We start from the raw sequence: 20,900 nt of genomic DNA, 5'->3' as shown, positions 1-20,900 counted from the left end.
TTGTTTGTAGCGCGGGGTTTCAACCCCGGGTGTTTGGAACGCGGTTTCATCCCCGGACCGTCCCGGTCATTATTCGCGTCATTAACAAACCACAATAGGACTCCGTTAGGAGTCCCTTTGTTTGTAGCGCGGGGTTTCAACCCCGGGTGTTTGTAACGCGGTTTCATCCCCGGACCGTCCCGGTCATTATTCGCGCCATTGACAAACCACAATAGGACTCCGTTAGGAGTCCCCTTGTTTGTAGCGCGGGGTTTCAACCCCGGGTGTTTGTAGCGCGGGGTTCGTAACCCCGGGTTTCAACCCCGGGTACCGTATATTTGTTACCCGGCCTGCCCACCAATGAATTATTTATGTTAATTTTTGCATACCATTGGTGAAAACCTGCAATATTCCATTCGCCCTCAACAGGTATTTTTGAAAGAGTTGATCAACCAATGTCTTTTTAAACTGAATAAGGAAACGTGAAGAAAACATTCTTTTGCATAGATGCGCACACCTGCGGTAACCCTGTCAGGTTGGTAGCCGGCGGCGGACCGGTACTGGAAGGTAACAACATGAGCGAAAAACGGAACCATTTCCTCAGGGAATACGACTGGATCAGAACAGGACTGATGTTTGAACCCAGGGGCCATGATATGATGAGCGGAAGCATCCTGTATCCACCCCACGATCCCGCCAATGACGTAGCCGTATTATTCATCGAAACCAGCGGTTGCCTGCCGATGTGTGGCCACGGTACTATCGGTACCATCACTATCGCAATTGAAGAAGGACTGATCACTCCTAAAACACCCGGCATTGTAAGGATGGAAGCACCCGCAGGACTGGTGCTGATCGAATATAAACAGGAAGGTCGTAAGGTGAAGAGCGTCAAACTGACCAATGTGGCCTCTTATCTCGCGGCAACTGATCTCGTGGTGGAATGCCCTGACCTCGGACCGCTGAAAGTAGACGTTTCCTACGGCGGAAACTATTATGCTATTGTAGATGTCCAGGAGAACTTCCCGGGCCTCGAACACTATACCGCCTCCCAGCTGATCGGTTGGGCAAGGGAATTACGCAAGCGGATCAATGAGAAACATACTTTTGTACACCCCGACAATCCTCATATCAACGGATGCTCCCATGTGTTATGGACCGGGGCTGTCATGGATAAAACCTCTACAGCGCGTAATGCCGTATTTTACGGCGATAAAGCCATTGACCGCTCCCCCTGCGGTACCGGTACTTCCGCCAGGATGGCCCAGTGGTATGCCAAAGGATTGCTGAAAAAAGGAGATTCCTTCATTCACGAAAGCATCATCGGATCCCGCTTTATCGGTACGATAGAAGAAGAGACAACCGTAGCGGGCGTACCTGCTATACGTCCCGGTATTGAAGGCTGGGCAAGAATATACGGTTATAACACGATCACAATAGACCCTGAGGACGATCCATATGCATATGGACTACAGGTGATTTAAACAACGATATGGAAGTAATCATTATAGGCGGAGGAATTATTGGCCTGAGCAGTGCTTTTTATCTGCAACAGGCAGGATATGCCGTAACAGTAATAGACAGGACAGATATGCAGCAGGGCTGCTCCTTTGGTAACGCAGGTTATATCTGTCCCAGCCACTTTGTACCACTGGCTACACCAGGCATCGTCAGGCAGGGATTGAAATGGATGATGGACCCGAAAAGCCCCTTCTATATCAAGCCCAGTCTGAACAGCAGCATGATCAGGTGGGGCTGGCAGTTCATGAAAAGCGCCACTAAATCGCATGTGGAACGCTCAGCCGTTCCCCTCAGGGATATCGCCCTGCTGAGTAAACATTTGTATGAAGAATGGAACCGTGTGCCCGGACTGGATTTCTCTTACGATCCGAAGGGAATGCTGGAACTGTTCAACACAGAAGAAAACGCACACCACGCAGAACATACCATAAAGGATGCCCTTGCCCTGGGAATAGAAGCCCGGATGATAGACGCACAAACCTTGCAACAAATGGAGCCGGATACCCCCATCAAGGCACTGGGGGCGATCTATTTTCCCGGCGATGCGCAGTTATATCCCAATCAGCTGATGCAAAGCCTGATGCAATACCTGCGACAACAAGGGGTACGCTTTGTAGGCAACCAGGAAGTAACGTCGTTTATCACAGAAGGAAATAAGGTACAGGGTATTAAAACAACCACCGGTTTTCATACTGCCGATCACATCGTACTGGCGGCAGGTGTATGGAGCCGTGACCTGGCCAGACAACTGCAGCTCAATATTCCAATGGTAGGAGGCAGGGGCTACTCAGTTACATTTGAAGATGCTCCCTACAAAGTCAGACACTCCGTGATCCTGAGTGAAGCCAGGGTGGCTATCTCGCCTATGAATGGCAACAAGATCCGCTTTGGTGGAACCATGGAGATCACAGGCCTGAACGCACCACCGCGTATGCAGCGGGTGGAAGGTATACTGGCTTCCGTTAAAAGATATTTTCCGGCATATGATATTCCTGTACCTGCCCCGGAAAAGGTATGGTATGGTTATCGCCCCTGCAGTGCAGATGGACTGCCACATATAGGTAACCTGGAACGTTATCCGAATGTCACCGTAGCTACAGGACATTCCATGCTGGGTATCAGCCTGGGAGCCGCTACCGGTAAGCTGGTCAGTGAACTGGTGGCACGCATGCCGGCTTCTATGGACATCACTCCTTTTAAAGTAGAAAGATTCAGTTAAACGTACTTATGAAAAGACTTATTTACTGCCTGGTAACAGGATGGTGCATGAGCGCAGGTATCGCCGTTGCACAGGAAAAAGACATTTCAGTACTGCTGTCGCATTACGAAGCTGACAAAGGAAGCCTGATGCGGTTCTACCAGATCGATAATGCTCCGGAAAGAACAGAAAGACTGAAAACATTCAACACAGATTACCTCCAACAGCTCAACGGTTTTAATTTCGACAAACTCGGTGTGGAAGAACGTGTAGACTATGTTCTCTTCCGGATGAAATTGCAGGAGGAAGTACGTGCCCTGGATGAACAGGCAGGACAGTATAAACAGTTGTCTTCCTGGTTTCCGCTGGCCGACAAAATCTACGCAGCGGAAAAGCTGAGAAGAAGAGGTACTAAACAGGACGCACAGGCATTGGCAGGCACCTTCCGGGACATGTCGCTGGGCTTACAGGAGAAAGCAAAACAACTGAATGCGGCCACCGATATCAACATGTACCTGCTACGCAGAGGTGTTGGTATTACCAGGGGATTACAGGAGGCTATTCACAGTGTATACGAATTCTATAACGCCTACGACCCACAGTTCTCCTGGTGGATACCTGCCCCTTATAAACAACTGGACAGTACGCTGAAAGCATACAGTAACGTATGGCAACAGAAACTCAAAACATTGCCCGGCGGAAAAGATGATGGCAGCGGCATTGTAGGCTCACCGATCGGAAGAGAGGAACTGGTAAGGCAGTTGCAGAATGAGCTGATCCCTTACTCTCCGGAAGAATTAATAGCGATCGCCAATAAGGAATTCGCCTTCTGTGACGCTGAAATGCTGAAGGCAAGTGAAGAAATGGGCTTCGGAAAAGACTGGCATAAAGCCCTGGAAAAGGTAAAGAACACCTACGTTCCGGCAGGTGAGCAGCCGGATGCGATCATGAAAATATACAATGAGTCCATGTCTTTCCTGAAAGACAAACACCTCATCACCATTCCCCCATTAGCAGAAGAGACCTGGCGCATGATCATGATGACGCCTGAACGGCAACTGGTCAATCCCTTCTTTACAGGAGGAGAAGAACTGAGCATTTCCTATCCCACCAACGATATGGAAGAAGGAGATAAGCTGATGAGCATGCGGGGAAACAACCCTCACTTTTCTAGGGCAACGGTACATCACGAACTCTTTGCCGGTCATGCACTGGAAGAGTTTATGGAAAACCGCTATCGCACCTACCGCAATTTCTGGACACCTTTCTGGATAGAAGGATGGTCACTATACTGGGAAATGCTGCTGTGGGATATGAAGTTCCCACAATCACCCGAAGACCGCATCGGTATGCTCTTCTGGCGTATGCACCGTTGTGCGCGTATCATCTTTTCGCTGAATTATCACCTGGGCAAATGGACGCCTCAGCAATGTATCGACTTCCTGGTAGACAGGGTAGGGCATGAAAGAGCGAATGCGGCCGGTGAAGTACGCCGCTCATTTAAAGGCGATTACAGCCCCTTATACCAGGTGGCCTATATGATTGGAGGTCTGCAGTTCATGGCGCTGAAAAAGGAGCTCGTAGACAGCGGAAAAATGACTTATCAGCAATACCATGATGCCGTGATGAAAGAAAATGCACTGCCCGTGGAAATGGTCAGGGTGATCCTCACCAATAAACTGATAACAAAAGACTTTAAATCCAGCTGGCATTTTTATAACCTATAGAATATCAGAATAGGCTACAATGAAAAGGGGGTGTATCAAATGGCTTTTGATACACCCCCTTTAAACTTTAAACTTTAAACGTTAAACTTTAAACGTTAAACGCTGGTAAGCCAGCCACTTAACCATCAACAGCGACAGCGAAAGTAGCACGCGGTTTCAGATGGGAATGGCGGGCCTTCGGCTCTCCGGCGACACGACCGGTGCTGCCCAATAGATATCCCACCCCCGACTCGCTTGATAACGCCCAATAGCATTCCAGAGAGGCGCCGACCGCCATCCCATGCTGAAACCGGAGCTACTTAGCGGGAAAATTCACTAGCAACGCCTCATTTGCTTTACAACCCGGTGTAAATAAAAAAAGAGGTTATATCAATTTGATACAACCTCTATATAATCTGATCAAGAAATAGTCTATTTGAACGCTACTCCCATGCCTATCGTCACCTGGTGAGATTTCCAGTCATACTGAGGCGCCGGAATATCATTGATATTTGACAGCCCCAATGCATAACGGGCAAAGAATCGTACGTTAGCCACATTTACCTGTGCACCCGCAACAGCAGCTACGTCGCTTTTCTTGAACGCATCCCTGTTAGCTTTCAGCAGGTTCTCGTCAATGAAGTACATGTAGGTATACTGAGCACCTAAGTTCAGCGTAATGGCCGGGATCGGCGTGTAACGTACCAGTAAAGGAATCGTTGCAGCACTGATAGAGATCTTATCCTTTCCTTCAGTATTGTGGTAGGTCACATACTTACTGGCGAAATCCGGTCCCCTTTTAGCTGAAGTCTGTGTAAAAAGCAATTCCGGCTGGATACCCCATTTCTTGTCTTTAGACAGGTCAAACTCGAAGAAAGCGCCACCCTGGAATCCAGGTGCGAGGTTTTCTTTTAAACCTGCTCCGGTTATCTTGGTGAGTGCCAAAGCTGCCTTCAACCCGTAATGCAGACGCTGTGCATTGGCTGCAGTACCTGTCATAACTGCTAATATCCCTGCCAGTAATAATCCTTTTTTCATAGATACTATTTGACGATTACAGATAATCAAAAACGAATTACGTATGTTGCCACGCAATTCAGGCTAAAAAATTTGCGGGCAAACATACGGAATTCATGCAAGATCATAATTAATATGGCCTTAAAAGTTTACCAGCTCTTAGATATAGTTTCCCTGTCAGGGTTTAACACCTGCTGTTCAAACAGGATAGAACCTCTATAATTATCGACGAAAAGCAGAAAAGCGTCTTTTATTACCCCTGGCATAATTCCCTTCTTTTTTTATTTTATTATTATTGTTTGGAGTAACATTGTGGTCAAATATGGACCATCTTATCGTTATTATCTTCGCTCTGATCGCTTGCGCCGCCCTGGCAGCGGTCATAAAGGTTGTCAGCAGGAGTCACCAGTTAAAGACCCGCATAGCCATTCTGGAAACACAGTTGTCATCAGTGAACCAGACTGCCGGCACCCTACGGCAGGAGGCACAGGACAAACAATCCGTTATTGATGAACTCAATGCCCGCCTGCAGATATTGCAGGAAGAGAGCATCCGCATAGAAAGCAACGGAGAAGCCCGTTTCCGGGAAATGGAAAACCGCCTGCGCGAGCAGCAGGAGTTTGTTGATCAGTCCAACGAGAAACTGAAAGACGCGTTTAATGCACTGTCAGCAGAAGCATTGAAGCATAACAATTCCTCCTTTGTGGCCCTGGCAAAATCCGCTCTGGAAACACAGCTCACAGACGCTAAAGGCGACCTGGAAAAGCGCCAGCAGGCTATCGATGCCATGGTAAAACCATTATCCGAAAGCCTGCACCGTTTCGATGAAAATATGCGGCAACTGGAAAGTAACCGCCAGCAGCAATACGGCCAGATCAACCAGTTCATCCTGGGCGTACAGCAAAGCACAGAAAAGCTGCAGAAAGAAACCCATAGCCTTGTCAGCGCCCTGAAGACCTCCCATATACGTGGCCGCTACGGAGAGATCGCCTTACGCCGTGTAGTGGAATTTGCCGGTATGACCGAACATTGTGATTTCAGCGAACAGGTATCGGTGAATGGAGAGGAAGGTGTGCTACGCCCCGACATGATCATCCGCCTGCCGGAAGGGAAGACCATTGTGGTAGACTCCAAAGTGCCTTTAAGCGCCTATATGCGGGCATTTGAAACGGAAGACGAAGAAGAACGCAAAATGCTGCTAAACCAGCATGCCGCAGCCGTAAAGGACCACCTGAAGAAATTGAGTGCAAAAGCCTACTGGAGCCAGTGGCAGCAGTCGCCCGACTATGTCATCCTGTATATGCAGATAGAATCCTCCTTTGGTGCCGCACTGCAGGCAGAACCTGCCCTGATTGAAGAAGGCATCCGTAACCGGGTGGTATTTGCTACCCCCACCACCCTCATCACCTTACTGCGTACCGTAGGCTTTGTGTGGCAGCAACTGCACGTAGCCGCCAATATCGAAGAGATCAGGAATGCCGGTATAGAATTGTATAACCGTACCAACGTACTGATAAGACACTTCACAAACGTAGGCAGCAGCCTGAAAATGGCAGTAAACCATTATAACGATGCCGTGGCATCCCTCGAAAGCCGCTTTATTCCACAGGCACGGAAATTGTACAACCTTGGCCCGGCACTAAAGCAGACTTTGCCGGAGACAAAACAGGTGGAAACGGGTATACGCAGTTTAGGCGTCCAAACGGAAGAATTACCGCTCAAAGAAGAAGAGGAAAACTAAGCGGCAATATTCACTATTTTACGCCTGATTTAAATTGCTTTAACAACAACCACGTAAATTAATGGTCTACTCAATGCAAGGTCTGAAAAGAACTTTGGGCATGTTATGCCTGTGTGTTTGCACACTACCTGTCCTGACATATGCGCAGGAATCACCGCAAACAATTGCCCGTGAAGGTTATACGCTCGAATACACGAATAAATCGCCCGATTTTGATACTGCGGTAGGAAGAAGGCTGATCGAGGCTTTCTTCCAGGTGTATCCGAAAGAAGCTGCACGATTCAACAAAAAAGCAGCTAAAAAAGTAAGCTTCGTGATCGACCCTGCCTATGAAGGCGTGGCCGCCACCAGCGGAGATGTGATCGTATTTAATCCCGGCTGGTTCCATGCACATCCGGGAGACATTGATGTAGTGACGCACGAAGCCATGCACGTAGTACAGGCCTATCCCAACGAGTCCGGCCCGGGATGGATCACAGAAGGCATTGCCGATTATGTACGTTACGTATTTGGTGTGGACAATGCCGGCGCCAATTGGGCATTACCGGCCTTTAAGCCGAAACAGCATTACACACAGAGCTATCGGGTCACTGCCCGTTTCTTCGTGTGGGTGGAAAAGAAAAAGAACAGAGACTTTGTGAAGAAACTGGATGCCGCAATGCGTGGCAAAAAATACACAGATGAGATCTGGAAAAAACTAACCGGCAGTACGCTGGACGAATTGTGGAATGAATATGCCACTAACCCGGCTATCTGATACGCACAAGATAACTATCAAGACTATTAGGATGAAAGCTACTTTTAAAAGAAACCTGCTGATTGGATTTGGACTATCACTGTTATTACTCATAGTGAGTTCCGTCGCTTCTTTTTTTAGTATCCGTAATCTCCTGCAAAGCGCCTATTGGGTGGATCATACCAATGTGGTGATCTACAGGCTGGAAAGCACGCTCTCTTTCATGAAGGATGCAGAAACAGGCCAGCGGGGATACCTGCTCACCGGTGATGAAGACTTCCTGGAGCCATACAGGTATGCATATGATAGCGTAAAGGTTAATCTTCATATTCTTAGGCGGCTAACGCAGGACAATCCCCAGCAGCAGGTAGAAATTGAAAAACTGGAATCGTTGATGAAGGACCGTCAGGCCTTACTGGAGTCCACTCTCCGGGCGCGTAGAACCGGGCAGAGCATCAGCTTTGACTCCCTGCAGGCCGGCCGGAGACTCATGAAGGATGCCCGCGAACTGGTAGGGATGATGGAAGACCGGGAAAAGAGATTGCTGGAAAGCCGGACGCGAAACATGGACCGCGTTGCCGGTTATACGCCCGTCATCATTGTCATTGCCGCCCTCCTGGCCCTGGTGATCACTTCTGTCTTCTATGCCCGCGTGAAAAAGGATTATGATGAACGTACCCGGCTGCAGGATGTCCTGGAAAAGAAAGACCGGGATATCAGCCATCGTATAAACATTATCAGGAGCATTGCAGAGAATATCTCGGCAGGCGACTATAGCATACGCGTGAATGACGAAGAAAAGGATGCGCTGGGAGGCGTATCCCTCTCCCTCAATAGAATGGCCGCCTCCCTGGAAAAAGCCTTTAACCAGCTGGCCGATAAGGAATGGCATCAGACAGGTATGGCCGGATTGAATGACCGGATGGTGGGTGAAAACGATGTGAATGCCCTGGCGGAAGATATTATTGCATTCCTCACAGAATATACGAACAGTCAGGTCGGAGTGCTTTACCTGGCAGGTCCAGACAACACCCTGGAGCTGACAGGAAGTTTTGCCTTTGTACCCGCAGAGAACCGCCGGATAATTCCGGTAGGACAGGGGCTCGCCGGACAATGTGCCGCCAGCGGCAAAACCATGTTGCTGAAAGAGATCACTCCGGATAACATTATCATCAGCTACGCTGCCGGAGAGATCCGGCCGGCGAATATTATAGCCGTACCAGTCCTGTATGAAGGACATATAAAGGGGGTAGTGGAACTGGCATCGCTGTCGCCGTACAATCATAACGAACTGGCCTTCCTGGAAGCAGCCACCCATAATGTAGGTATTGCTATTACTACCGCTGAAAACCGCCGCCGTATGCAGGAGCTGCTGGAAGAAACGCAGGCGCAATCAGAGGAACTGCAGGTACAGCACGGAGAACTGGAAAATATCAATACAGAACTGGAAGCCCAGGCACAGAAACTCCAGGCCTCAGAAGAGGAATTGCGTGTACAACAGGAAGAACTACAACAGGCCAACCAGGAGCTGGAAGAACGTTCCCGCCTGCTGGAAGACCGTAACCAGGTGATCGTGGAACGCAACCTGGAAATACAGAAAAAAGCGGAAGAGCTGGAGATCAGCACCAAATACAAGTCAGAGTTCCTGGCGAATATGTCGCACGAACTGCGTACGCCCCTGAATTCCATCCTTCTGCTCAGCAGGTTGATGGCGGAAAATAATGATAAGAACCTGAGCACAGACCAGGTAGAATCTGCCCAGGTGATCCAGAGCTCCGGTAAAGGACTGCTCACCCTGATAGATGAGATACTCGATCTCTCTAAGATAGAAGCCGGTAAAATGGACCTGGAAATTGCCCATGTGCCTGTGCACGAGATCTGCACCGACATGGAGGCATTGTTCCTGCCTATTGCCCGCGAGAAGAACCTGGACTTGCAGGTCGATATACAGGCAGATGCGCCGGCGCTGATAGAAACCGATAAAATGCGCCTGGAACAGATCCTCAAAAACCTCTTGTCCAACGCACTCAAATTCACGGCCAGGGGAGTAGTGACCCTACAGGTGGCAAGCGTTCCGGAGAATGATGCATTCATCCGCTTCAGCGTAAAAGATACAGGTATCGGTATACCAGCCGATAAACAGCAGATCGTCTTTGAAGCCTTCCAGCAGGCGGATGGTTCTACCCGCCGGAAGTATGGCGGAACAGGACTGGGACTCTCCATCAGCCGGGAACTGGCAAAACTGCTGGGCGGGGAGATCCGCCTGGAGAGTGAACCAGGACAAGGCAGTGAGTTTATCGTGACCATTCCCGTTCATCCGCAGGAAGAAAAAGAACAGACTGCACCGCCCACTCAGCAGCAGGCAGATGACGTATGGAAAGACGCCCTAAGGGCGGGAGATAAAAGAGACGATTACATCGCTGCGGAAATACCGGAAGAGATAGCAGACGATCGTAATGACCTGAAACCAAACGATAAGGTGATCCTCATCGTGGAGGATGATACAAAATATGCAGGCATCCTGCTTGACTTTACCCGTAAGCGTGGTTACAAAGGTATTGTGGCCGTACGCGGCGACCATGGCGTTGAAATGGCACAGCGCTATAAGCCGGCGGCTATCCTCCTGGATATTGTGCTGCCGGTACAGAGTGGCTGGCAGGTCATGGAAGCCCTGAAGTCTAATCCCGCAACCCGACCAATCCCCGTGCATATCATTTCCTCTCTTGAAGCAAAAAAGGAAAGCCTGCAGAAAGGAGCGGTAGATTTTATCGACAAACCATTGGCCCTTGACCAGATGCCGCGTATCTTCCAGCAGCTGGAAAATGCCCTGACCCGTAATCCGAAAAAAGTGCTGATCGTGGAGGAGAATCCCAAACATGCCGAAGCGCTGGCCTACTTCCTGGAGAACTTCAACGTCAGCACAGAGATCACGGGCAATATTACCAGCAGTGTAACCGCCCTCCGGAAAAAAGATGTTAACTGCGTCATCCTGGATATGGGCGTGCCCGACCAGCATGCCTATGAGACGCTGGAAACAGTGAAAGGTAACCCCGGACTGGAAAACCTGCCGATCATCATTTTTACAGGAAAGAATCTATCTCGTGCTGAGGAGAACCGTATCCGCCAGTATGCTGATTCTATCGTGATAAAAACGGCACATTCCTATCAGCGCATGCTGGATGAAGTAGCCCTGTTCCTGCACCTGGTAGAGGAAAGAGCAGATAATAAACCGGGAAAGAAACAACACGGACCGCTGAAAGAAGTGCTGGAAGGAAAGACTGTGCTGATAGCAGACGATGATGTACGGAATATCTTCTCACTCACAAAAGCACTGGAACAGCATAAAATGCATATCATCTCAGCACTGGACGGCAATGAAGCGCTGCAACAGCTTAAAAATAATCCACAGGTAGACATCGTGCTGATGGATATGATGATGCCGCAGATGGATGGTTATGAAACCACCCGGATGATCAGGGAAACGCCTGAGCACAAACACCTGCCTATATTGGCGGTAACGGCCAAAACAATGCTGGGCGACCGTGAAAAATGTATCAGGGCAGGCGCCTCCGACTATATCTCCAAACCGGTGGATATAGACCAGCTGGTATCCTTGCTGCGCGTGTGGCTGTATGACAATAACAGAAGTTGATCATAAAGAATCTGAAAGAGTATGGGATCGTCCGCTAAAAAAATACTGATCATTGATGATGATAACAGGAATATCTACGCCCTGCGCATGGTGCTGAAAACGAAGGGCTTCGATTGTATTACCGCAACGGATGCACAGACCGGCCTACAGCTGCTGGCACAACAGCCCGATGTTGGCGTGGTACTGATGGATATGATGATGCCGGATATGGACGGATATGAGGCCATTGCACAGCTCCGGGAAAATCACGCTATGGACCATATTCCGGTAATTGCAGTAACAGCGCAGGCAATGGTAGGGGACAGGGAAAAGTGCCTGGCCGCCGGGGCGGCAGCATATGTGTCAAAGCCCATAGACCAGGACGTTTTGCTGGATCTGTTAAAAAATGAATTCCATATGTGGTGAACCAAATATTAAGTATCTTTCACTTGTGAATTAAAGCGTAATATATACGTGTTAACATGTAATTAACGCTTTTGCGCTGCTGGAAAACGGATATTTACGTTAACAACTGTTAACGTATCCCAAAACAACTCTTATGCAGCACATGGATGATTCGGCAATGCTGATTGCGCTTAAAGAGGGCGAGATCAAAGCTTATCAGTACTTCTTCATGAAATATTATAAGCCGCTCTGCTTAAAAGCCCGTATGATGCTGAATAACATGGATGAGGCGGAGCTACTGGTGCGGCATGTTTTTGTGCAGGTTTGGGAGGAGAAATTATATTTGGAAATTGAACATTCGGTTGGCGGATATTTCTACAGAATGGTACATAACAGTTGTGTCAACATTCTTAAAAGAGGACAATCCGACAACCGGTTATCTAACGATCCGGGGTTCTTACTGATGCAGCAGGTTGTACTACCTTTACCCGGGTACCTGATGCAATATAAGAGACAGGTAGCGTTGGTACATAGTGGAGGTGTCAGTTTATCATTGTTATCAGACAAAAGATATCCGCTGGACTTATCATCTATACTGAAAAAAGGCATTAAGGCGTTTAAAAATAAATGTAAAGCAGCCCTGAAAGCCCTGATGTTTCAGACGAAACTCTGAATTGCCAACGAAAACCTATGGCCCGAACGAGTAAGAACTATGTATATCCCACATGAGTTATAACGAGGAACATATCTTTCAGTTAATACTGGAAAAGTTGAGCGGCGATATCAGCGACGAAGACAGCCAGTATCTCGAACGGATTGCCCGTGAGGACCCTAACGTGCGCCGTTGCCTCGAAGAACTGGAAGGAGCCCGCGATGTGGCCGGACCCGATTTTATGAATGACGTTCATAACGAAAGGGCCTGGAGCAACGTATTGTCACTGTTACATGCTGATCACGAAAAGAAGCCTGCCCTGACCCCGGTCACCGCAGATGAAACCCCTGTGGTCAATATGCCTGAGCCGTCTTCCCGAAAATCCAGCTCCCGCAACACATGGTGGCTGGCTGCCGCAGTGACCCTGCTGATTGCCGCCGGTGGCTACTGGCTGATGAACAGTAAGTCTGCTTCCATACAGGATAATGCCATCGCCATGCATACAGGAGATATACCCCTATGGGGAGATATGAAGCTGTTGCTGGACAATGGAGATACCATCCGGCTGTCCGGAAGGGAGGATGCCGATATCACTACAAAAGCCGCCCTCTTACACCCGGGAACCGGTCAGCTTTCCTTTACAGCAGCTAAACAGCGTAAAGGTTGGAATACACTCTTTGTACCCACCGGGAAGGACTACAAAGTGGTATTATCCGACGGATCTACGGTCCATTTGAATGCATTTTCCCGTTTGCGCTTTCCTTTTTCATTCGATGGCAAAACCAGGGAAGTATACCTGGAAGGGGAAGCCTATTTTGATATTGCTACCAACGCCAGCCAGCCTTTTATCGTACATACAGCTGGAACATCCGTCAGGGTATTGGGTACCTCCTTTAACGTCAATGCGTATTCCGATTCATTCATAGTTACCTCCCTCGTACAGGGTAGTGTTATGACAAATGTGGAAGAAAGTGAGGGCCTCATCCTGAAACCCGGTATGGAAGCCACCTACCGGAAAGGCTATAGCCAGCAACTCGGTACCTTCGATGAAGCAATTACCCTGGCATGGCGCAAAGGAGAATATGCCTATTATAACAAACCATTGGGAACCCTGGATGCCGTAATCCTCCATTGGTATGGCAAACAACTATTGTTTGAAGACCCGCTACTGGCCAATAAGATGCTCACCGGTGTCATAGAAAGGAACCAACCCGTGACCGACTTCCTGGAAAGCCTTGATAAAACATCCGGTATAACCTATCGTATTACGGATGATAAGATATATCTTAGATCAAAATAAAACCAAATTCGTGTAGAAAAGCCAACTATGATCTGTATACCATAAATCAAAGGAATGGTAAAGCTTGTTTGTAAAGCGGTCTTTATACTATTGATGTTGTGCTGCCTGTTGTCCCCGGTTACCCACGTTGTAGCCCAGGCGACTGCCGACAGCCCAAGGGTGACTATTACCGGAAAGAATATCCCCCTTAACAATGTTTTTAAAAGTATTGCCCGGCAAACAGGTTATTATTTTGTATTTGATAACGCCATTATCGACGGTAAGGAGAAAGTAACCCTTTATTATAAAGACGCCCATTGGGAAGACGTGCTGGCCCAGGTACTGAAAAACAGGAATATCAGCTGGCTGAGACAGGGAAAGAGAATATACCTGCAGATAATGGAAACAGGTAAATTACCACCGCTCAAAGAAGATACTTTACGGGTAACAATACGGGGACGCATCACCGGCGACAACGATCAGCCTGTCCCAGGCGCTACCATCGTTATAAAGGGTACTTCCCGCGGCGTGACCACCGGCAACAACGGAGAGTTCGAACTGTTTGAAGTGGCACAGCCCGCATTACTACACATTTCATCCCTGGGATATACTTCTGTTGATACCACCCTCTATGGCACACGTTTACACGAAATACACCTGAAAGAGGCGGTCAATACACTCGACGCCACCGTCGTGATCGGCTATGGCTCCAGTAGCCGCCGTCTGCTGACCGGCTCCGTAAGCCGTATCACAGGAGAACAGCTGGCCGCACAACCGGTAGCCAATACATTGTCTGCCCTGCAAGGACAGATACCCGGTGTACAGGTAACCAGTACCAACGGACTACCAGGCGCTCAGATCAAATTGTATATCAGGGGCCGGAATTCCATCGCCGCCGGTAATGATCCCCTGTTCATAGTAGATGGTGTTCCCTTTGATATCACCCCGCTGAACAATTCGGAAGACCTGTTCGGCGCTGCAGGACGTATCAGCCCTTTTAACAGCATCAACCCGGCGGATATAGAAAGTATCGACATCCTGAAAGATGCAGACGCTACCGCCATCTATGGCTCCAGGGGGGCCAATGGTGTGGTATTGATCACTACCCGGAAAGGCAAACCAGGAAAAGGAAAACTGGATATGAATGTGCGTACCGGTGTTGGTACTACCGCGGGTAATATGTCCATGCTCGGTATTCACGATTACCTGACACTCAGAAGAGAGGCCTTTGCCAATGATGGCGTGCAGCCTACAACAGCCCAGGCGCCCGATCTGTTGTTATGGGATACTACACAGAACGTAAACTGGTTTAAGAAACTGACCGGCGGAACGGCAGGTATTACCAATGCACAAGCCAGCTTTTCCGGCGGCACTAACTATAATACTTTCCTCATTGGTGGGAATTTCTACCGGGAAGGCACCGTAATGCCGGCTGATCTGGGCTATAACAGGGGAGGCGTTCATGTCAGCCTGCAGCACCATCATCCGGAACAGCGGCTGGAAGCCAACCTGATGGCTACTTTTGTGGCAGACCGTAATAAGAGTATCGCCAATGATATCTTTCCATTTTATAATCTGCCACCTAATTACCCACTGTATGATTCGGCAGGACGTTTATTCTGGGGCTCCTCTTTCGATAATCCCATCGCTTATTTTAAACAACAGGCCAACAGCAATACCCGGAACCTGCTCAGCAATGTAGTGTTACGATATCACCTGTTGCCGGGACTGCAACTGAAGACAAGCCTGGGACTGGCGGATATCCGTATGAAGCAGTTCTTTTCATTCCCCCAATCATCCCAGCATCCTAATAATGCGCCTACCAGTTTTATACGCACAGCAGAAAACAAGCGGCAGTCGTTTATCGTAGAACCGCAGGCGGATTATGTGCTGCGTATCGCCAAGGGTAGTCTGCATGCACTAGTGGGTGGCACCTGGCAACAGACATCAAGAAATGGTACTTCAGCTACCGGACAGGGATATGCCAGTGAAGCATTCATGAATGGTCTTAACGGGGCCGATACCATCATCCATAAACCAGATAACTACACGCTGTACCGGTATGTTTCTTTCTTCACACGTGTAACCTACGACTGGCAAAGCAAATACCTGGTCAATGTCAGTTACAGAAGGGATGGGTCCTCCCGCTTCGGACCAGGACGGCAGTTCGGCGATTTTGGCGCTGTAGGACTGGCCTGGATCTTTACGCAGGAACCCTTTATGAAGAAACTATCCTGGCTGAGCCACGGAAAGCTGAGAGCCAGTGGTGGCATCACGGGTAATGACCAGATCACGGATTACCAGTACATGAAAAATTACGGCAGCAATGGCAACTATCAGGGCGATAATACGCTGAGACCTTTGCGTATCGTCAACAACAGGTATAGCTGGGAAGAGAACCGCAAAATGGAAGCAGCTATCGAATTAGGTTTCCTGCACGATCGCCTGTTCTTCTCCGCCGCCAAGTATTGTAACCGCAGCAGTAATCAGCTGGTAGGATATCAGCTGCCCGCTATGACAGGCTTTACCAGCTATCAGGCCAACCTGCCCGCATTGGTGGAGAACACAGGTTGGGAGTTTGAACTGCATAGCAGGAATGTCGATAAAACTGATTTCACCTGGACTACCAGCGCCAATATATCTTTCTTCACCAATAAGCTGAAGAAATTCCAGGACCTGTCTGTTTCATCTTATGCAAATGCCTATGTACTCGGACAGTCACTGAACATCGTAAGAGGATATCATTTTACAGGAGTTGATCCGCAGACAGGACTGGCACAGTTCCAGGATATCAACCATGACAATCGCCTGTCGAGTATCAATGACTTTGTGACCATCGCCAATATGGACCCGAAATATTATGGCGGTATCCAGAACGATCTGCAATATAAAAATATCAGCCTGGGCTTCTTCTGGCAGTTCATCAAACAACAAGGAGTAGCAGTAGCCGTGAAACCAGGAGACTTCGCCAATCAACTGACAGAAAGCCTGCAACGCTGGCGTAAGTCCGGCGATGTAACAGCAGTGCCAAGAGCGACCGCCACAGCGGGTACAATCGCCTATGACCTGAATGCCAATTTGCTGTTGTCCAATGCGGTGTATGATGATGCTTCTTATCTACGGCTGAAGAATGTGATGCTGGCTTATGCGATGCCGGCATCAGTACTGAAGAAATTACACCTGCAATTATGCAAGGTTTATCTGCAAGGACAAAATTTACTGACAATAACAGGATATAAAGGAGCGGATCCGGAAACACAGATTGTTGTACCAACATTAAGAGTAATTACCGGCGGTATTCAGTTAACGCTTTAAGCTGACAGGCAATGCCACAACATTATCGAATATACTATCTTATTTTCACCCTATTGCTGATCACCTCCTGTAAGAAGCTGATCACAGTAGATGCACCGTCTGATGAAATACCGGCAGGATCGGTCTTTTCCAATGATGCCCTGGCAGATGCAGCGGTTGCAGATCTGTATTATTCACTCTCCGGATATTTCGACAGCAATCTGCTACCGGTGATCAACGGCATGACGGCCGACGAGCTGAATACCTTCAACGGTACGCATCTTCGTTATGTAAATAATGCGATCCTGCCTACTGATGCTCCTTTATTATCTTCCTGGAGAGAGCTGTATAAAGTGATCTATGGCGCCAATGCCGTATTGGAAGGACTGGCTACCTCCAACGGACTATCCTTCGAAAAAGCACAGCAACTGAAAGGCGAGGCCGAATTCGTACGCGCATTCTGTTATTATTACCTGGTCAACTGCTGGGGAGATGTACCGCTGATCGTTACCACAGATGTTAATCAGACCGCGTTAGCGCCGCGCACGGGCATAGATTCCGTTTACAATCAGATCATTGCTGATCTGAATTATGCCAGCCAGTTATTACCTGTTTCTTATAATACCGGGGAAAAGGTAAGAGCCAACAGATGGGCAGCCATCGCCTTGCTGGCAAGAGTACAACTGCAGAGAGGTAATTGGGAAAATGCTATTGCACTATCCTCACAGGTGATCAATGCAGGGATATATACGCCGCTTATCTCACCCGACAGCGTATTCCTGCGTAATAGCCGGCCTGCTATTCTGCAGGTCTGGAGAAGTGAAGGTTATACACTACTGGGTCAGACCTTTCTTCCTTCTGAGGGTAGTTTTTCCTTTTATCCTTTTACGGAAGATTTTATGCAGTCGTTCGATACAGCAGATAAGAGAAAGAACAGCTGGACAAAACCTTTCACCTACGGAGGATCCACTTATTACAACTGTTATAAATACAGGAACAGGACAGCTGCAATAGCAGGAAAAGAAGAGTACCTGATGGTATTGCGGATAGAAGAACAATATCTCATCCGTGCAGAAGCATTCGCACACCTGGACAATTGCCGTGATGCCCTTGCGGACCTCAATGTGCTGCGGGAAAGAGCCGGGCTCCCCGCTTTATCAGATACTACAATAAGAGATTCCTGTCTGCCGCTGGTAGAGCGGGAGAGAAGGATGGAGCTGTTTACAGAATGGGGAGACCGATGGTTTAGCCTGCATCGCACCGGTCATCTGGATACAGTGATGAAAACTATAAAGCCGGGCTGGAAATCCACCGCGGCATTGTATCCTATTCCACAGGAAGAGCGGAACAGGAATCCCCACCTGACACAGAATAACGGATATCAGTAACGGATTTTTATAGCGTATACACTGTCTGTACAATGTACCAGTAACTTGTCATCATAAACGAAAAGCTGATTGATCCTTGCACTTACCGGAATGTTAAGATAAATACTACCCAGATACTTGTTCGTGTGCAGATCATATTGGTCAATCACGCGATGCTCATGAAATAACCTGTCATCATCATTATCAGCTTTTAATTTGGCCTGTACATACATAACGCCGTTATATACACAACTGAAACCATTGACCATCTGATCGGGGCCCTGGTTCATATAGACGTTTTTGCCGGCCATAGTCGTAGATATATTAAATCTGGACACAGTGAATGTATCGATGGTAGTCCCTTCACTGATCAGGTGCATAGCGCTGTCAAACGTGAAGTATTGATTACTGTAGTAATAAACGTAGGTGAACAATCCGCTTGTTTTATCGTAATTCAAAGAGCCATCTGTACTCATCCCGCCGTCACGACGTATCGCCGACAGCCCATTTCCTGTAAGTGTGCTGTCGCTGTCAAGTGTTACACGCGTAAAGAACTGGTCTTTTTCTTTGAGATCCAGCTTACGCAGCATGATATGCTTACCATTGCGTAAAACATGTGCCTGTGAAAAACCACCTGCAGGGAATGTAGCATATGCACCCGATGTGCCAAGGCCCGTACGGCCTGTCTTATTGATAGCGGGAATGTTGTATGCATACACAAAGAATTGCCCTTGATTCACTTCAGTAAAAAAGTAACTGCCCATGGAATCTTTCAACGACTGCCGGAGGGCAATCTGAAATGTATCTATACGTGATCCTGCTTTCATAGAGGAGGAGAACATCGTTGCAGGATCAGTAGTAGAGAAATAAAAGGTGCTATCGTCAAACCCTGCAATGTCCAGTATCCGGTCATGCGTAGGAATAGCCATATAAGGTGTAAGGGGAGTAGTCAGCAGATATGACCGCCTGAAGCCATTGGGTTGCTTGTTCGGTGAAGATGCGGTATAGACGAGTATAACAACGATTAAAAATGCTGCCAGTAACAGCGAAGAAAGGTAATAAATACGTTTTTTCATAGGATAGGATTGGAAGGCATGACAGGAAGCCTCGTGCATAAGGCTTCCTGTTATTAACAGGTAATCAGGTTTTTCTGATGATGGTAACATTACCATCCAGGCTTACTGCACATTGAACATTGTTTGGCCCCGGGCAATAGAGAACTTTGATCTGGGTAGATGTACCGGTTACAATGGTGTCGTCATTGAGCATCCATTGCGGATCCGCGTTCAGCTTACCAGCAAAAGCAGTCCCTGCTGCGCATAGGGCAGCGAAGAACGCTAAAGATAGTGTCTTTTTCATGGTGTGTTTTATTAAATGTAATACATGCCTACTCTGTTCTGAAGGTTTTCGGCTCCCCCTGTTTAATGCCGGTTGGTTTCAGAAACTCAGAGAGTTGATTGTGCAGGTGTCTGTTCCTGTTTATCCTGCAGCAGTACCCCAATAGTTGCAAATATGACAAAGATGATATTAAAGACAATGTGTGCGTTCCATGAAAGATGCTGCAATACGCCTCCACAGGAACATGGAATGAAATAACTAAGCCTCAGCATAGCCATCAGGTAAAACGTGAAAAGACAGAGCAGGAAGAACGAAAGATAGAACCCTGCCAGCCGTGTGCGCGGGTATAAAAGAAAGCATGCAATAACTATTTCCCCTACGGGTAATGCCCATGCAATTACAGGAGCGTACAAAGTGATAAAAGGCGATTGTCCCAGTTGCCTTCTGAAAGTATCATAATCCAGCAACTTGCTTATACTGGTATAGATAAAAAGGAATACCAGCAATGCCGCAAGGATGTCCAACAGTAGTTTTCTTGACATAGGATATAACGCGTCTCCAATATAGGATAAATTTCTAAATCATTTAAAGTATTTTATCAGAGTACTTAAAGTATGAAAGAATAATGTGGTAACTTATATTGTTGATTTAGCACCGCTGGGAAAGTGTTCCTGCAGATAATCACTGAAGAGGGATTTCAGTTTCTGTACATCAGCATCCATTGTGTTTAACTTGCCCCAGATGTGCAGTTGATGCGCACGGATGTTATCATAGTTGATGCTATTCATATCCGGGTCAGACAGCCAGGCCTGATGCAGGGCCAGCTCACTTTTTAAGCCGTCGAAACGGGTATCCAGCTGGAGGAAAGCGGTATGAAAATATTCCAGCTTGTCCAGCTGTGAACGATCAAAATGATATTGCAATATATGTGCAAGCTGTATCTTCAGCCCGATATTTTGATTTTCAAGTGCCGCCAGCTGTTTTCTGAATGCAGTTAATTCATTTAGCAGAGATTCCATTACAAAACTATCTTGTC

At 47.9% G+C, this 20,900-nt stretch carries 16 protein-coding genes; 11 read left to right on the top strand and 5 right to left on the bottom strand.

Annotated features, from left to right (window positions below):
- Nucleotides 1-461: 461 nt before the first annotated feature.
- The 3 genes from CLV42_RS26505 to CLV42_RS26495 are packed head-to-tail and all read left to right on the top strand — an operon-like array spanning nt 462 to nt 4,425.
- Nucleotides 462-1,463, top strand: a complete 1,002-nt coding sequence (locus CLV42_RS26505) for a 4-hydroxyproline epimerase (RefSeq protein WP_106604954.1) — start codon at nt 462-464, stop codon at nt 1,461-1,463.
- 8 nt (nt 1,464-1,471) lie between these two features.
- On the top strand, nt 1,472-2,719 hold the full coding sequence (locus CLV42_RS26500; RefSeq protein ID WP_106604953.1) for an NAD(P)/FAD-dependent oxidoreductase: 1,248 nt from the start codon (nt 1,472-1,474) through the stop codon (nt 2,717-2,719).
- 8 nt (nt 2,720-2,727) lie between these two features.
- Complete coding sequence (locus CLV42_RS26495; RefSeq protein ID WP_106604952.1) at nt 2,728-4,425, top strand: DUF885 family protein; 1,698 nt, start codon at nt 2,728-2,730, stop codon at nt 4,423-4,425.
- Between the two features lie 411 nt (nt 4,426-4,836).
- On the opposite strand, the gene CLV42_RS26490 is transcribed toward CLV42_RS26495, so the two are convergent.
- Entirely contained in the window at nt 4,837-5,442 is a 606-nt protein-coding gene (locus CLV42_RS26490) for a porin family protein (protein WP_106604951.1), read from the bottom strand.
- A 301-nt stretch (nt 5,443-5,743) separates the two neighbouring features.
- Between CLV42_RS26490 and rmuC the strand changes: the two genes are divergently transcribed.
- The 8 genes from rmuC (at nt 5,744) to CLV42_RS26450 (ending at nt 18,547) form a co-directional block, all read left to right on the top strand.
- A complete protein-coding gene (gene rmuC / locus CLV42_RS26485; RefSeq protein ID WP_106604950.1) occupies nt 5,744-7,162 on the top strand; it encodes a DNA recombination protein RmuC in 1,419 nt (472 codons plus the stop codon).
- 73 nt (nt 7,163-7,235) lie between these two features.
- Nucleotides 7,236-7,919 (top strand): basic secretory family protein, encoded by a 684-nt coding sequence (locus tag CLV42_RS26480; RefSeq protein ID WP_245901741.1) that lies wholly within the window; start codon nt 7,236-7,238, stop codon nt 7,917-7,919.
- 31 nt (nt 7,920-7,950) lie between these two features.
- Nucleotides 7,951-11,550 carry a response regulator gene (locus CLV42_RS26475; protein WP_170117657.1) on the top strand — a complete coding sequence of 1,200 codons (3,600 nt, stop codon included), beginning with the start codon at nt 7,951-7,953 and terminating at the stop codon, nt 11,548-11,550.
- 21 nt (nt 11,551-11,571) lie between these two features.
- A complete protein-coding gene (locus tag CLV42_RS26470) occupies nt 11,572-11,955 on the top strand; it encodes a response regulator (protein WP_106604948.1) in 384 nt (127 codons plus the stop codon).
- Nucleotides 11,956-12,088: 133 nt separating this feature from the next.
- Nucleotides 12,089-12,607 (top strand): sigma-70 family RNA polymerase sigma factor, encoded by a 519-nt coding sequence (locus CLV42_RS26465; protein WP_106604947.1) that lies wholly within the window; start codon nt 12,089-12,091, stop codon nt 12,605-12,607.
- A gap of 52 nt (nt 12,608-12,659) precedes the next feature.
- The gene (locus CLV42_RS26460) at nt 12,660-13,886 is read left to right on the top strand and encodes a FecR domain-containing protein (protein WP_106604946.1); all 1,227 of its coding nucleotides are present in this window, start codon (nt 12,660-12,662) and stop codon (nt 13,884-13,886) included.
- A 54-nt stretch (nt 13,887-13,940) separates the two neighbouring features.
- Nucleotides 13,941-17,180 carry a SusC/RagA family TonB-linked outer membrane protein gene (locus tag CLV42_RS26455; protein WP_106604945.1) on the top strand — a complete coding sequence of 1,080 codons (3,240 nt, stop codon included), beginning with the start codon at nt 13,941-13,943 and terminating at the stop codon, nt 17,178-17,180.
- Between the two features lie 11 nt (nt 17,181-17,191).
- Entirely contained in the window at nt 17,192-18,547 is a 1,356-nt protein-coding gene (locus CLV42_RS26450) for a RagB/SusD family nutrient uptake outer membrane protein (protein WP_106604944.1), read from the top strand.
- Here CLV42_RS26450 and CLV42_RS26445 read toward each other — a convergent pair.
- From CLV42_RS26445 to CLV42_RS26430, 4 genes are all read right to left on the bottom strand, one after another.
- Nucleotides 18,541-19,602, bottom strand: coding sequence for a hypothetical protein (locus CLV42_RS26445; RefSeq protein WP_146154485.1), 1,062 nt, complete (start codon nt 19,600-19,602; stop codon nt 18,541-18,543). The two genes, CLV42_RS26450 and CLV42_RS26445, sit on opposite strands and share 7 nt — an antisense overlap.
- Nucleotides 19,603-19,666: 64 nt before the next feature.
- Entirely contained in the window at nt 19,667-19,885 is a 219-nt protein-coding gene (locus CLV42_RS26440; RefSeq protein WP_106604942.1) for a hypothetical protein, read from the bottom strand.
- Between the two features lie 86 nt (nt 19,886-19,971).
- Nucleotides 19,972-20,406: a MauE/DoxX family redox-associated membrane protein gene (locus tag CLV42_RS26435; protein WP_106604941.1), complete on the bottom strand. Its 435-nt coding sequence runs from the start codon at nt 20,404-20,406 to the stop codon at nt 19,972-19,974.
- A gap of 93 nt (nt 20,407-20,499) precedes the next feature.
- Nucleotides 20,500-20,883 carry a hypothetical protein gene (locus CLV42_RS26430; RefSeq protein WP_146154484.1) on the bottom strand — a complete coding sequence of 128 codons (384 nt, stop codon included), beginning with the start codon at nt 20,881-20,883 and terminating at the stop codon, nt 20,500-20,502.
- Nucleotides 20,884-20,900 lie beyond the last annotated feature (17 nt).

Origin of the sequence: Chitinophaga ginsengisoli (genome assembly GCF_003014595.1) — a bacterium.
Taxonomy (GTDB): domain Bacteria; phylum Bacteroidota; class Bacteroidia; order Chitinophagales; family Chitinophagaceae; genus Chitinophaga; species Chitinophaga ginsengisoli.
Note: the sequence above shows the minus strand (reverse complement) of the source record. Positions and strands in the feature narration are given on the sequence as shown.

Bases quoted from the DNA above. Each gene is read 5' to 3' on its own strand.
- CLV42_RS26480 (WP_245901741.1), top strand. From the start codon at position 7,236: ATGCAAGGTCTGAAAAGAACTTTGGGCATGTTATGCCTGTGTGTTTGC.
- CLV42_RS26495 (WP_106604952.1), top strand. From the start codon at position 2,728: ATGAAAAGACTTATTTACTGCCTGGTAACAGGATGGTGCATGAGCGCA.
- CLV42_RS26470 (WP_106604948.1), top strand. From the start codon at position 11,572: ATGGGATCGTCCGCTAAAAAAATACTGATCATTGATGATGATAACAGG.
- CLV42_RS26465 (WP_106604947.1), top strand. From the start codon at position 12,089: ATGCAGCACATGGATGATTCGGCAATGCTGATTGCGCTTAAAGAGGGC.
- CLV42_RS26460 (WP_106604946.1), top strand. From the start codon at position 12,660: ATGAGTTATAACGAGGAACATATCTTTCAGTTAATACTGGAAAAGTTG.
- CLV42_RS26440 (WP_106604942.1), bottom strand. From the start codon at position 19,885: ATGAAAAAGACACTATCTTTAGCGTTCTTCGCTGCCCTATGCGCAGCA.
- CLV42_RS26500 (WP_106604953.1), top strand. From the start codon at position 1,472: ATGGAAGTAATCATTATAGGCGGAGGAATTATTGGCCTGAGCAGTGCT.
- CLV42_RS26455 (WP_106604945.1), top strand. From the start codon at position 13,941: ATGGTAAAGCTTGTTTGTAAAGCGGTCTTTATACTATTGATGTTGTGC.
- rmuC (WP_106604950.1), top strand. From the start codon at position 5,744: ATGGACCATCTTATCGTTATTATCTTCGCTCTGATCGCTTGCGCCGCC.
- CLV42_RS26430 (WP_146154484.1), bottom strand. From the start codon at position 20,883: ATGGAATCTCTGCTAAATGAATTAACTGCATTCAGAAAACAGCTGGCG.
- CLV42_RS26450 (WP_106604944.1), top strand. From the start codon at position 17,192: ATGCCACAACATTATCGAATATACTATCTTATTTTCACCCTATTGCTG.
- CLV42_RS26490 (WP_106604951.1), bottom strand. From the start codon at position 5,442: ATGAAAAAAGGATTATTACTGGCAGGGATATTAGCAGTTATGACAGGT.
- CLV42_RS26475 (WP_170117657.1), top strand. From the start codon at position 7,951: ATGAAAGCTACTTTTAAAAGAAACCTGCTGATTGGATTTGGACTATCA.
- CLV42_RS26445 (WP_146154485.1), bottom strand. From the start codon at position 19,602: ATGAAAAAACGTATTTATTACCTTTCTTCGCTGTTACTGGCAGCATTT.
- CLV42_RS26435 (WP_106604941.1), bottom strand. From the start codon at position 20,406: ATGTCAAGAAAACTACTGTTGGACATCCTTGCGGCATTGCTGGTATTC.